Source organism: Sinomicrobium weinanense (assembly GCF_018863395.1).
Taxonomy (GTDB): Bacteria; Bacteroidota; Bacteroidia; order Flavobacteriales; family Flavobacteriaceae; genus Sinomicrobium; species Sinomicrobium weinanense.
In genome coordinates, this window is record NZ_JAHKRR010000001.1 from 763,959 (window position 1) to 777,762 (window position 13,804).

Annotated in this window: 12 protein-coding genes; 3 read left to right on the top strand and 9 right to left on the bottom strand. The window is 44.5% G+C overall.

The annotated features are described in order from the left end of the window. Window positions 1-85 precede the first annotated feature (85 nt). Together KN811_RS03365 and KN811_RS03370 are read right to left on the bottom strand one after the other, a co-directional pair. Window positions 86-2,278 carry a molybdopterin cofactor-binding domain-containing protein gene (locus KN811_RS03365; RefSeq protein ID WP_216334661.1) on the bottom strand — a complete coding sequence of 731 codons (2,193 nt, stop codon included), beginning with the start codon at window positions 2,276-2,278 and terminating at the stop codon, window positions 86-88. Window positions 2,279-2,507: 229 nt separating this feature from the next. Next, on the bottom strand, window positions 2,508-2,972 hold the full coding sequence (locus KN811_RS03370; protein WP_187965511.1) for a (2Fe-2S)-binding protein: 465 nt from the start codon (window positions 2,970-2,972) through the stop codon (window positions 2,508-2,510). 217 nt (window positions 2,973-3,189) lie between these two features. Here KN811_RS03370 and KN811_RS03375 point away from each other — a divergent pair, with 217 nt between their 5' ends. Beyond that, complete coding sequence (locus tag KN811_RS03375; protein ID WP_187965510.1) at window positions 3,190-3,705, top strand: DinB family protein; 516 nt, start codon at window positions 3,190-3,192, stop codon at window positions 3,703-3,705. 43 nt (window positions 3,706-3,748) lie between these two features. On the opposite strand, the gene KN811_RS21995 is transcribed toward KN811_RS03375, so the two are convergent. Beyond that, window positions 3,749-5,251 (bottom strand): S41 family peptidase, encoded by a 1,503-nt coding sequence (locus KN811_RS21995; protein WP_187965509.1) that lies wholly within the window; start codon window positions 5,249-5,251, stop codon window positions 3,749-3,751. A gap of 316 nt (window positions 5,252-5,567) precedes the next feature. Between KN811_RS21995 and KN811_RS03385 the strand changes: the two genes are divergently transcribed. Continuing rightward, entirely contained in the window at window positions 5,568-6,539 is a 972-nt protein-coding gene (locus tag KN811_RS03385; protein ID WP_187965508.1) for a hypothetical protein, read from the top strand. 180 nt (window positions 6,540-6,719) lie between these two features. On the opposite strand, the gene KN811_RS03390 is transcribed toward KN811_RS03385, so the two are convergent. From KN811_RS03390 to KN811_RS03415, 6 genes are all read right to left on the bottom strand, one after another. Continuing rightward, window positions 6,720-7,013: a hypothetical protein gene (locus tag KN811_RS03390; RefSeq protein WP_187965507.1), complete on the bottom strand. Its 294-nt coding sequence runs from the start codon at window positions 7,011-7,013 to the stop codon at window positions 6,720-6,722. A 72-nt stretch (window positions 7,014-7,085) separates the two neighbouring features. Next, window positions 7,086-8,054 carry a deoxyhypusine synthase family protein gene (locus tag KN811_RS03395; protein ID WP_187965506.1) on the bottom strand — a complete coding sequence of 323 codons (969 nt, stop codon included), beginning with the start codon at window positions 8,052-8,054 and terminating at the stop codon, window positions 7,086-7,088. Between the two features lie 107 nt (window positions 8,055-8,161). Next, window positions 8,162-9,049 carry an agmatinase gene (gene speB / locus KN811_RS03400; RefSeq protein ID WP_187965505.1) on the bottom strand — a complete coding sequence of 296 codons (888 nt, stop codon included), beginning with the start codon at window positions 9,047-9,049 and terminating at the stop codon, window positions 8,162-8,164. A gap of 178 nt (window positions 9,050-9,227) precedes the next feature. Further along, complete coding sequence (locus KN811_RS03405; protein WP_187965504.1) at window positions 9,228-10,625, bottom strand: type III PLP-dependent enzyme domain-containing protein; 1,398 nt, start codon at window positions 10,623-10,625, stop codon at window positions 9,228-9,230. A 71-nt stretch (window positions 10,626-10,696) separates the two neighbouring features. Next, window positions 10,697-10,864, bottom strand: a complete 168-nt coding sequence (locus tag KN811_RS03410) for a hypothetical protein (RefSeq protein ID WP_187965503.1) — start codon at window positions 10,862-10,864, stop codon at window positions 10,697-10,699. Window positions 10,865-11,146: 282 nt separating this feature from the next. Next, window positions 11,147-11,836, bottom strand: coding sequence for an NUDIX hydrolase (locus KN811_RS03415; protein ID WP_187965502.1), 690 nt, complete (start codon window positions 11,834-11,836; stop codon window positions 11,147-11,149). A 407-nt stretch (window positions 11,837-12,243) separates the two neighbouring features. Here KN811_RS03415 and KN811_RS03420 point away from each other — a divergent pair, with 407 nt between their 5' ends. Continuing rightward, window positions 12,244-13,788, top strand: a complete 1,545-nt coding sequence (locus KN811_RS03420) for an alpha-N-arabinofuranosidase (RefSeq protein ID WP_187965501.1) — start codon at window positions 12,244-12,246, stop codon at window positions 13,786-13,788. The last annotated feature ends 16 nt before the right edge of the window (window positions 13,789-13,804 follow it).

Sequence of the window (13,804 nt, forward strand, 5' to 3'; positions counted from 1 at the left end):
ACTAACAAACCTGACATCACATGTTCGTTTATAAAGGGGGGTTCACCTACCTGGTGCTCGTTTGTAACGAGTACCATTCCATCCCTCACATTTTAATATATTTATTGACAGGCAACCGCCTCACCCTTTTCCCACAGGTATGATAAACAGCATTGGCCACAGCCGCAGCGGCAGGGCCTTGCGCAGCTTCTCCCGCGCCGAGCGGAGGGGCTTCGGGACGGTCTATAATGATAACTTCAACTTCCGGGACTTCATCGAAACGGAAAATGGGGTAGGAATTCCAGTCCCTGCTGGTGATATGTTGGGTGTTGAAGGTGACTTCTTCTTTCAGCGTCCAGCTGGCAGATTGTATCATGCCCCCTTCGGTCTGGTTTTTCAGTCCGTCGGGATTTATGGTTTCCCCGGCGTCGATCACGGCCCACATTTTTTGCAATTGTATGTCATTATCGTCTTTCACGGCCACGCGGGCAGCGATTGCGCAATAGGCGGCATTGTTCTTGTAGCGCGAAAAGGCGATGCCAAGGCCTGTGCCTTCGGGATGAGATGTGGTGGAGGTGAGCTTATGGAGTTTTTCCACGACCTCTTTGGCACGCGGATCATCCAGGTGCATGAGGCGGAAGTCATACGGGTCTTTGCCGGCCTGTTCTGCCAGTTCGTCCATAAACGATTCGATGGCAAAGATATTGGCATAAGCACCGAGGCCCCGCAAGGCGGAGATACGCAACGGCCCATGGAAAAAATGGGTGTGTACCTGCTGATTAGGTATCCGGTAATAGGGTTCGGCATTGCGGGAGGCCCCACCAAAATATCCGTCCGAATTATCGGTCATAGGTTTGTCCAGGTACCAGGCCGGTAATAACCTTCCGGGATTGCCACCGGGGCGGGTACTGTGCGTGTCAGACCACAGGTCATATTCCCAATGGGTGATCTTGCCGGAATTGCTAAGACGGGCTTTCGGTTCAAGGATCATGGCGCTGCCGTAGGGTTCCCAGGCATGTTCATCGTGTCGTGACCATTGCAGCCGGACGTGTTTTCCGGGATATGCCCTGGCCAGGAGAGCCACATCGGCCGTTACATCGTCTGCCCCGTTATGGCCATAGCAGCCCGAACCGGGGACACCTTTGACATGAATGTTTTCCATGGGCATGTTCAGCATGCCACTAAGGGTTTCCCGCAGGGGATATACACCCTGGCTGTGTGTCCAGATATATAGTTGATCTGCCTCGTAAAGCCCTACGGCGCAGGAAGGGCCTATGGCACCGTGCATAATATAGGGTTTAAAGTAGGAGGCTTTGATCCAGGAGGTATCTGCGTTCGCTTTTGAAATATTTCCCTTATCTACAACAGTTTCATCTTTTGCGGGCAGGGATTTCAGGTATTCCGGAAGCCCCCCGTCTTTGATATCGGGCAATTTTTCCGAAACGGTCCATGTGGTGTTTTCTTTGAGGAATTCCTGTGCGCGGATGGAGGTGTATTCGTCTTTCGAAATCACCCCGAGAAAACTGCCGTTCCTGACAACTTTGAGCAATTTCGGGAATTGCTGTAACAGTGCAGTTTCGTCTGCTTCCTTCAGGTTAGCCTGGTATGCCGGAGGGCGTACCACACGGGCATGGACCATATCGGGGAAGCGCAGGTTGTGTACAAATACGGGGGCTGCGGCTGCCATGTCGTAAATATCCTGTCGCGGAACGGGCTTGCCAATGACCTTGCGATCTGCCCTGGGTTTCAGTTGTACTTCAAGGTTAACCTCGTCTTCGATCTGGTGGCCGCCGAGGATGTCGTTGAAGCTCACTGTCTTTTTATCATTTTTATGGCCTACTTTGCCGTTTTTGATCCACAGGTCGTCTGTGGATGTGTTCAGCCGTTTTGCGGCGAGATCCAATAGCTTTTGCCGGGCATAGGCCGCAGCATGGCGCACGGACATGGCACTGCTTTCTATAGAACGGCTTCCGGAGGTATAGCTTTCGTTGGGAGTACGGTCGGTATCCGCGAGGACCACTTCTATTTTTTCCATATCCATGTTCAACTCCTCGGCGGCTACCTGGGCTATGGCAGTACGAATGCCTTGCCCTATTTCTATTTTCCCGGTGAATACACGGAGATTTCCGTTCGGCAGTATTTCAAGCCAGGCATTTACGGAGCTGCTGCTACGTGTGGTATCCGGAATTTCCCCGGAACAGGAAAACACTCCCGGAAATAAGGGAATACCCCCGAGGGAAAAGCCAATGGTGAGGCTACCTGCGGTTTTGATGAAATTACGTCGGGTTTGCGGGATCATGGTTTTTAGTTTATTAGTTTGTGAGTTTTGGAGTTGATGGGTTTTGAAATTGGATTTTATATGCGGCACTTGACGCCCTTCTGCCTTCGGCATCCCGATTATGACCAGGACAATTCATCCCCTCAAAAGGAGAGTCTTTTATCTTTTTTAATTTATTTGAATTCAAACTAAAATTTATCAACTAAAAAACTCAGAACTCCAAAACTCCAAGACTCCAAGATTCCCCAACTCACCCCTTCACTTTCTTTATAGCCCGTATCATCCGTGCCTGTGCACCGCAGCGGCAGAGTATGCCGTGCAAGTCATTGCGTATTTCCTCGTCATTCGGATCGGGGTTACGGCGAAGCAGGGCCACTGCGGCCATGATGGCCCCGTTAAGACAATAGCCACACTGGGCGGCCTGTTCTTCGACAAAGGCTTGCTGTACTGGATGAAGCGATTCCGCATCCTGCGCAATACCCTCGAGTGTTGTGATCTCGGTTTCGGTAACGGCCTGTACAGGGATGCTGCAACTACGTATAGCATTGCCGTCCATCAGCACGGTACAGGAACCACATTGCGCCAGTCCGCAGCCAAACCGGGGGCCGTTGAGTTGCAGGTGGTCCCGCAATACATAGAGCAGGGGCGTGGCAGGATCGGCTTCGACCGTATGTGTTTTTCCGTTGACAACTATTTGAAGGGTGATGGTACTCATGGAGCCTTTTTTATAAAAATCTGTTTTTGAGTCTTATAGAGTCCTATAAATATAAACAAAAGTTCAGAAGCCGTAAAACGGACACGTCTTTTTTAACAGGAGTTTTGAGAGATCATTGCGAAGGGATAAACCGCAGGGGGCCGGATATAAAAAAACCGGTAGTCCGGAAACACCGAACCCGAAAAAATTACCTAACTTCCCGGGAAAAACAGGATTTATGCATTCAAGGGAACTTCAAGAAACCGAATATCATTCTTATTACAGCAATTACGTCCTTATACTGGATGAAACGGAACTGATGGAAGCATTGAGAAATACGGAAGAAGAGCTGCTCACCTTTATAAAGGAACTCCCAGAAGACCGGTTATCTTATCGTTATGCGGAAGGAAAATGGAGCATAGCAGAGGTCATACAGCATATTGTAGATACGGAAAGGATCTTTACCTACCGTGCGCTGCGTTTTGCCCGGAACGACCAGACCGACCTGCCGGGGTATGAACAGAATGACTATGTACCTTTTTCCGAAGCGGATAAACGAACCAAAGAAGAATTATTGGTAGACTTCAAAGCGACCCGACTTAACACAGTTTCACTTTTCCGCACCTTTTCTGACGAAATGCTGATGCGCTCGGGTAGAGCAGATGGTAACCTGATGTCCGTAAGAGCCGTGGGATTTATCGTTTCCGGGCACCTGATGCATCATTTGAAGGTATTGCGGGAAAGATATATGTAAAAATATTACAGTTGGTGCATTAAAACGTTTTTAAGCACAGTTTTTATTGGTTTTTTATCAGGTCTTTTAATTTTTTAAGTTGATAATCCTCCTTAAAAAGTACCTGGTCTAAATTCCTTTCGATTTTTATGTCGGGTTCCGTGCCGATACCATCCAATATCTTACCGTCTTTTTGAAAGGAGACCATTGTGCTTATTTTTCCCCGTAATTCCGAATTCGGCAGTTCAAAACGTTGGCTATTGCCGCTTGAACCATCCGTATTTACCCCGGTAATTTTAATGTTCGGCAAACCTTTGAATACGGAAACAAGAATGGATGCAGCACTAAAAGTCCTTTCATTTGCTAATATATAGATGGGTTTGTTGTAATAATATTTGTTTTGGGTAATCTTGTGGCCATTAAGAATATAAAAGTAATATTCGCTGAATTTTTTGCTGTCCAGATCGTACATTGGCTTAAAGTAGGCCATAAATTTATCTACCGCATTTTGTTCTCTGGAATCCAATTCGTTTTTCGGAAATAAAAAGCGGGACTTCAATTCTTTCTTTAGATCCTCATTCAAAGGTAGTTTTCCCCTTTGTTTCGTGGCATTTACAACATACACCGAATCAGGATGAACAAAATACCCTGCCAATTCCTGAATTAAATCACGATTACCGCCTCCATTATCCCGTACATCTATGATCAGGGCATCGCTATCTTTTGCTTTTAGCATAAAATCATTGAGCAGTTCAAAGAAAATGGGGCTGCCTTCCTTTCCTACCATAGAAGTAATTTGAATATATCCGACGTTGTTTTCTACGGTGAAAAACTTTTCAATAATTGCCTTATCATTTTGCTGCTCTTCTTTATAATCGAAGAAAAAATTGTTGTGCTGGTAGCGTTCATCCCATATTTTCGGCTTTTGTTCTTTTGTTACTAAATTAACCTTTGCCCTTTTTTCGATTCCTTTTTCGTTGGTGAGCGTGACAGGAAGAGGGTTGGGCAAGTTAATATTTAGCATGCTGAAAACAGTCTCGATATCTCTCAACTCCCTAACTGCACGGGTGAAGTATGAGTTTTTCGGTGCAAGAATTTCTCCTGGAAGGATTTGTGGCAGAACTTGTTCGACGGGTATGTTGTTGATCGATTTCAGATAAGGGTATTCCGAATTCCAATAAGTGTATTCCTTTTTAGCCTTATCATAATCGAGTACTAAAATTTTGTCTTGATAAGGGGCGAAAGCCATTGGGAAGTAAAGCGATTCGGGTAAATCATAGCCTTTTATGGAAGCATGCCTATCTCCGATTTTCCCTATAATTTTGGATATAAGCAATCCAAAATCTGATGAAGTTATGTTTTCGTTTTTTGTTTGTTCTAAAAACAGGTTGAAATCTTCTTTGTAATTGTATCCGTTCAATCCTTGGTAAGAAGATTGGTTTTGAAGAATGTTGTCAAGAAATACCAAATCATTTTGAATGTCATTTTTTGTCAAATATTCAGTTTCATTTTGTGCATTGCCGTAAAAAGTGCAGATTGTTACTAAAACAAGTATATAATTTTTCACTCAGGGTTGTTTTTAAATTGTGCCTAATGTGTTTGTGTAAGCGCCAGTAGTGGAAAATGCGCGGGTATTTTACATTGATACAACCAAGATAGCAAAACGAGTTGAATTTCCTGTTGAAAATCAGCTCTGTTTATCTGAAACATCATTTTAAGGTGTTGAAAGAAAATATATGTAAAATGGTGATCCCCGCCAGGTGAGGGAAAGATATTTTTAAGTTTACGTAAAGGTTAAATCTCTTGTTTTGTTGTATTTTTTTTATATGACGTAAGATTTTTTGTTAAATTTAACATATTATTAACCTTGAATCTTATGTTTTATGAGAATAAAACCTACACATCTGCTAAGGCTTTTTATGGCCTTATTTGCGCTGGCCATTTACAGCTGCCAGAACGACACCACGGAACTTCCGGACGAAGTTGCCGAAGAACAACAAACCACGGAAGATCTCAGAAGTGAGTTAACGCCCCTGTCTACACAGGATTTACCGGAAAAGGTAAAAGAGCAATTGGAACTGACCCGCGAAAACCTGGCCAAATACCTGCCCGATGATTTACAGATCGAGAATGTACAGGTTCTGGGAAGTGTTACCACAGAAAAAGGAATGGAGCTTTCGCACCGGGCGGTTACAAATAAAGGGGGAGTCATCGCTTACGGGAATATTACAGATCCTGCTTCGGTACACATCGGTTTTATGCAAAGCATATATTCGGGTAAAGAACTTTCTGATACACAAAGCCGGATTTCAGAGGCCGCTTCACAGGAGATAAAAACGGGTGACAAGGTCATGGAGATCACCTGGAAAAACGGAACAGAGACTTACAGGACTCAGTGTTTCTACCGCAACGACGGTATTGTATGGGACAACATCCTCAGCGGACTGGTTATGATAGATACCGAAGGACAGACGGAAACTTCGGAAGAAACCGTTTCGTCCAAAGACAACAATACTCAGGCCAGGACATACAGCAAGTATTATAAATCGTGGTGGACCGCCAAGTGGCTCTGGGGTTCCGAGCGTGGCCAAATGGGATATAAGATCACCATATATTATTCTTCGGGACGGGTGTCCAATACGGATGTAAGCGACTGGGGATATATTTCGCTGGGAAAAGCCAAAAGTTACAGCCGTGTCGTAAAAAATTACGGAAGCTATGGCAAATGCCAGTATGCCCTGGGCATGTGCACGCCTTTCGGTTCGCTTAGCTTTAGTTACAGTGGATTTAAGGTGTCTTTTTCAGGTATAGGAAGTAATGTGGTAGCCAACGGTTATAAATCGCTCTATCCATAAACAAAAGAATAAAAATATATCGGGTTATACGCTGATTCCTATACAACACTCTGTGTATCTTTGTGTGCAGTTGAAATGCCGAAGGAACCATAAAGTCAGGAACCATTTGAAATAGTATCCGTATAACTCAGAAGATATAAATAAAAAGCTCCTGTTTGTCAGCAGGAGCTTTTTGGTTTATTACGCATCGTCATCTTCGGGATTGTCCGGTATCTCTACGGCGCGGTCAATTTCTCCGGAGTCAAAGTTGTCTTCATCTTCGTCAAAATTTTCCATAGTATTGGCCAGCCGGGTACTTACTTTGACCAGGTAAATGGCATCTTCGGTACGTACTTCCAGCGCTTCAACAGCTTCGTTATTGGCATTCCTGAACTTGATGATGTCATCATCGCCATAGCCGTCAGGATATTTTTCTACTAACAGCGCCAGGATCTCATTGGTAAGTTTCTTGTAATCAACTATTATTCGTTTCATGTAGGGGAAATGTTAATTCTAGCCTAAAAATAAATCAAAATAGATATTGCACGCAAGTTATTTTTTAACATTTTACTTATCCAGTAAATATGCAAAAATAAGCGGGGCCACTATGGTGGCGTCCGATTCTATAATGAACTTTGGAGTGTCTATATCGAGCTTGCCCCAGGTAATCTTTTCGTTGGGGACAGCCCCTGAATAAGAACCATAGCTGGTCGTGGAATCGGAGATCTGGCAGAAATAACTCCAGAACGGCACATCGTGCATTTCCATATCCTGGTAAAGCATGGGCACCACGCATATGGGGAAGTCCCCGGCAATGCCACCGCCGATCTGGAAGAACCCTATGCCATTGGCAGAATTTTTGGTATACCAGTCGGCCAGGTAGGCCATGTATTCTATACCGCTCTTTACGGTAGAGGCCTTCAGTTCACCCTTAATGACGTATGAAGCGAATATATTGCCCATGGTACTGTCTTCCCAGCCGGGTACCACAATGGGAAGATTTTTCTCGGCTGCGGCATACATCCAGGAGTCTTTGAGGTCTATCTCATAATATTCTTCCAGGGCACCGGAAAGCAACAATTTGTACATATATTCATGGGGAAAATAGCGTTCGCCTTTTTCATCGGCTTCCTTCCATATTTTATAAATGTGCTTTTGTAGTCGGCGAAAGGCTTCTTCCTCCGGAATACAGGTATCGGTGACCCGGTTGAGGCCTCTGTCCAGCAGTTCCCGCTCTTCGTGTGGGGTGAGGTCGCGATAGTGAGGTACTCTTTTGTAGTGAGAATGGGCTACAAGGTTCATCAGGTCTTCCTCGAGGTTGGCCCCCGTACAGGAAATGATCTGTACCTTGTCTTTACGGATCATTTCGGCAAAGATCTTGCCCAGTTCGGCAGTGCTCATGGCCCCGGCCAGGGTTACCATCATTTTGGCACCGTTCTGTAACTGTTGTTCGTAACCTTTAGCCGCATCTACGAGTGCGGCTGCATTGAAATGCAGGTAATATTTTTCTATAAAATTTGAAATTGCTCCTTTCATAATCCTTTATTTTTCAATTCTCGTCGGGCCGCACAGCCTGCCCCGAAATTTCGGGGACCGTGCGTCTCTAACGGGAATGATTGATAATATTAAAATTTTATTAATTGTTAATTATCATCGTCTTCGTCGTCATTTTGCGTTCCGGTATATTTGAATTTATAGGCCAGCATTTTATAATACAGTTTGGCGGCCAGGAAATCGGACGATTTTTCGTTTTCATCGGGACATAGTTCCACAATATCGAAACCTACCACGTTTTTCTTCCTGAATATCTTTTTCAGGAACTCCAGCATTTCGTACCACAACAGTCCTCCCGGTTCGGGGGTTCCGGTTGATGGAAGGATGGAAGGGTCGAAAGCATCGAGGTCTATGGTGATGAACACGTTTTCGGTCATCTGGTGTATGGCATCGGTTATCCATTCGTCATCATGAATGATATCATGTGCAAAATAAACTTGGTTTTCGTCCATATGTTCCAGTTCGGAAATATCCATGCTCCGTATCCCTACCTGTATGAGATTGGTGGTTTTACTGGCCTCGTGTACGGCACAGGCGTGGTTGCATGCAGAACCTTCGTATTCCGGGCGCAGGTCGGCATGGGCATCGATCTGTACCACGGTGAGGTCCTCGAAACATTCGTTAAAGGCGCGGATAGTTCCTATGGAAATGGAATGCTCTCCGCCAAATATGGTGACGAACTTGTCCTGATTGATATAGTTTTTCGTAGTCTTGTGTACGGCTTCGACCATCTTTTCAGGAGAAGTATTCTCCGTAATGGCAGGGGCGAGGTACACGCCTTTTTTATAGGGTTCTGTACGGGTCTCTATATCGAACAGTTCCATGTTCTCCGAAGCATGGAGAAAGGCATCGGGCCCTTTGTCGGCTCCCTTTTGCCAGGTGCTGGTACCGTCGTAGGGCACGGGGATCAATACCACCTTCGCATCGTCGATACGGGTATATTTATCAGGTATTCCGGCGTATGTTTTTTTATTCATTGGTGTGGTGTTTTGGACGGATGACAGGTGACAGGTGACGGGTGACGGGTGACGGATGTGTATGATTTTGTTTTTCGTTATCGGCCTGTTGTCATCAGTCGTGGATCATTTTTAATGTTTAATGCTGTTGCTTGTATATGGGTAACGGACGCATACTTCGGTCATCGGTCACCCGTCATCAATCTTCATAACCTAAGATTTTAAGAAAGTTTTCTGCTTTTTGTTGTTCGGCAAATATTTTAGTGGTCATATTGCCGTCGGGATCTTTATCTATTAATATGTGTTTTGGCGAGGGAATAAGGCAGTGCTGTAATCCGCCGAAACCTCCAATGGTCTCCTGGTAAGCGCCGGTGTTGAAAAAGCCGATGTACAGCGGTTTTGATTTGCTGTATTTGGGCAGGTAAATGGCGTTCATATTCTGTTCGCTGTTGTAATAGTCATCGCTGTCGCAGGTAAGCCCGCCCAGCAACACTCTTTCGTATTCATCGTTCCAGCGGTTAATGGCCAGCATAATAAAGCGCTTGTTTATGGCCCAGGTATCGGGCAGGGTGGTGATAAAGGACGAGTTTATCATGTTCCACTTCTCCCGGTCGTTCTGCTGCTTCTGGTACAATACCTCATAGATGGCACCTCCGCTTTCGCCCACGGTAAAACTGCCGAATTCGGTAAAGATATGCGGCACAGGCACATTGGCCTCTTCACAGGAGATCCTGATCTGGTTGATGATCTCATCTATCATATACTGGTAATCGTAATTAAAGGCAAGAGAGTTTTTAGTAGGGAAACCTCCGCCTATATTCAAACTGTCTACCGTAGGGCATATTTTTCGCAATTGTGTGTATACCTTGAGGCATTTAAGGAGTTCGTTCCAGTAATAGGCCGTGTCGCGTATACCGGTATTGATAAAAAAGTGGAGCATTTTAAGCGTCACTTTTTCGTTGTGAAGGATGGCCCTGTTATAGAACGGAATAATGTTTTTGTACCCGATACCGAGCCTGCTGGTGTAGAACTCGAACTTGGGCTCTTCCTCCGATGCAATGCGTATACCGATGTCGAAGTTGCCGTCTATGGCTTCGCTGAGCAGGTCGATCTCCTCGTAATTATCGATAATGGGGATACATTTTTTATGCCCGTTGTTAATGAGATCGGCAATGTTCTGTACATATTGCTCGCGTTTAAAACCATTGCACAGCACATATTGGTCCCTGGTGAGCTTGCCCTGCTTCATAAGATTGTTCACGATATCGATGTCGAAGGCCGATGAGGTTTCGATATGGATATCATTTTTCAGGGCCTCGGTGAGCACATGCCCGAAATGTGAGCTCTTGGTGCAGTAGCAATAGTGATATTTACCAGGATAGTTATGTACTTCAATAGCTTTGCCAAACCAATTTTTGGCTTTTTGAATATTATTGGATATCTGCGGCAGGTAGGTAAATTTGAGCGGTGCCCCGTATTTCTTTACCAATGCCATAAGGTCTATATCATGGAACTTCAGCGTATCATCGTCCAGCGTAAATTCCTCCTGCGGAAAATAATAGGTTTGATCAATAAGATCTATGTATTTCGTTTTCATGTTCTGCTTTTGTACTATAATGAGATAATAAGGTACGAATAAGATATAAAATATAATATAAAGCAGAATGGTTAGATACGCAACGATATGGCGTTGTGCACAATAGCAGCCCCTAAATAGGGGTGGAGTCTGGATATAAGTCCGGAAGTGAGCTTTAAAACCCGGTCGCTCCACTTGGGAACCGTATATGGAAATGACTTCCTCATGACCACATACCCGGGATTAAAAACGAGTTTCATTCTTGTTCAGCCTAATCGGGTACAAAAATGTATAAAAAAAATAAATTGCCAAATAGGGACAGGCTTTTTTTACATTTTTTTTAGATGATATTATTTTACTGTTAACCAGATGTTTGTATACCATTAACCGGACGCTGCCATGCCGGGCCCTTCGACACTTAGACTGCGTTCAATGCAGGCAGGTTCAAAACAGGTTAAAGTTGAGATCTTTCCGGACACAATACAACGCCCTCACAAATACTATCAGTAACATCTGATGCCCGGTAACGCATCAGCGGGATATCACATCTTAAAAGTAAAGCCGTCGGATACTTTTTCTTCATATCTTTTCTTGTCGAACTCGTAGAGAAAGGAGCCTTTTCGCGAAGAGGTCATGTCTTTCTCCTTGAGTTTTACGAGAACGTTCATTTGTTTTATTTTCTTCTGGAAATTCCTTTTGTCCAGTTCTTCCCCGAGGATCACTTCGTAGAGCTTTTGTAATTGCCGCATCGTAAATTTTTTGGGAAGCAGCTCAAAGCCCACGGGATTGGTAGATGTTCTTCGCCGGAGCCTTTCGAGGGCTTTTGAAAGCATTTCGCTATGGTCGAAAATAAGATCGGGCACATCAGATATGGAAAACCATTGTGCAGAGTGTTCGTCCAACAGTTTGGGATTGTGGTCTTTGATATTAATAAGTGCGTAATAGGCTACGGAAATAGTACGTTCCACAGGGTCACGGTCTACCTTGCTGAACCCGTAGAGCTGCTCCATATACACATCGTTGAGCCCCGTGAGGTTGGAGAGCACCCGGTTGGCAGCGACATCCAGGGTTTCGTTTTTCTTTAAAAATCCTCCCATCAATGACCATTTTCCTTTTTCGGGCTCAAAAGCCCTTTTAATAAGGAGTAACTTGAGGTCCTCTTCATCAAAACCAAAAATAATGCAATCCACAGCCACAAGAGCCTTGTCTTCTTGATTGTAATTAAAATCCATCAGTCAAAATTTATTCGATTCGATAAAAATAAGAACACTATACAAAGAGGGGAGAAACGGTTTTGCACAATAGATTCTTGTAAGATTATAATTTATTTACGGATAAATATACACTTAATTTCAGGAAAAACTAAGAAACTGCCTGAATTTTGTTTTTAGAATATTTTGTAGTGTATTTCTTATCGGACTCGGTAGGATTGAAGAAGATTGATGGAAGATTGAATCCGGATAGTTTGGAAGATTGATCTTAAACATGTCAATCTCCTATCAATCTTTTAACCCCACCTTTCAGGCTAAAATTGTTTTGTTCTCAATGAAAGAATACATTTTTTTCGATTATGATTAGCATTTTAATATTTTTTGGCTACTTTTACAAATGTAAAACATACACTTTTAAATTTTAGACTATGAAAACCAACACCATTTTTTTGTCTATGGCCTTCGGGTTATCGGCCTTGTGCACCAGAGCACAGCAGGAGGTCACCGTTCATGCCGATGCAGGTAAGCATACGATCAGCAAACATATCTACGGTCATTTTGCGGAACACCTCGGGCGGTGTATTTATGACGGCTTTTATATAGGGGAGAACAACAAGGTCATTCCGAATACCAACGGAGTGCGAAACGATATCGTAGAGGCGCTGAAAGAACTGAAGATACCCAATCTGCGCTGGCCGGGCGGGTGTTTTGCAGATACCTACCACTGGAAGGATGGCATAGGCCCCAAAGAAGACCGCCCGACCATTGTAAACCAATGGTGGGGAGGGGTAACAGAAGACAACAGTTTCGGCACGCACGACTTTTTAAATATGTGTGAGCTCCTGGAAACCGAACCTTATCTGTCCGGTAATGTGGGCAGCGGAACGGTTCAGGAACTCATCGACTGGGTGCAGTATACCAACCACGACGGCAAAAGCCCCATGGCAGACCTGAGGAAAGAGAACGGCCGGGAAGAACCCTGGAATGTAAAATACTGGGGCATAGGTAATGAAGCCTGGGGATGCGGTGGAAATATGACTCCGGAATATTATTCGGATGTTTATCGCAAATATTCTACATTTCTTTCCGGTTGGTCCAATGAGAACGGAATATTCCGTATAGCTTCCGGAGCATCGGGTTCAGATTACAACTGGACCGAGGTGCTGATGAAAAACATCAAGCATAACCTTATAGAAGGGATGGCACTGCACCATTATTCTGTTATAGAATGGAACAACAAAGGTCCGGCCGCTACCTTTAGCGAAGAACAATATTTCCAGACCATGCAAAGCGCCCTCGAAATGGAGGAGCTCGTGACCAAACACGGCGCCATCATGGACAAATACGACCCGGAAAACAAAATAGCCCTGATCGTAGACGAGTGGGGCGGATGGTACGATGTAGAACCCGGCACCAATCCCGGTTTCCTCTACCAGCAAAATACCATGCGCGATGCCATGATCGCCGGGGCTACCCTCAATATATTCAATAATCACGCGCGAAGAGTAAAAATGGCCAACCTTGCTCAGGCAGTTAATGTATTGCAGGCCGTAATCCTGACAGATGAGGAGAAAATGATACTGACCCCGACCTATCACATCCTGAAAATGTATAGTGTTCATCAGGATGCTACCCTGCTCCCGGTGGAATTTGAGAATGTGAATTACACCTATAACGGGAAAAGCCTTCCTGCACTTTCGGTCTCCGCTTCAAAAGACAAAAACGGGCTTATTCACGTGTCACTGGTCAATATAGACGCTTCCAAAAAGCACAAAGTATCCCTGAATATAGAAGGGGCTGAAGTAAAAAACACCACCGGGACCATACTGACTTCAGATAAGTTACAGGATCATAACACTTTTAAAGATCCGGAGAAGGTCACCTCAAAAGAGTTTAAGGATTTTTCAGGAAAAAAAGGACAGCTTGAGGTAGAACTCCCTCCGTTTTCGGTGGTTGTTCTGGAATGGAAGTAATACCTGTTTTCGGGTT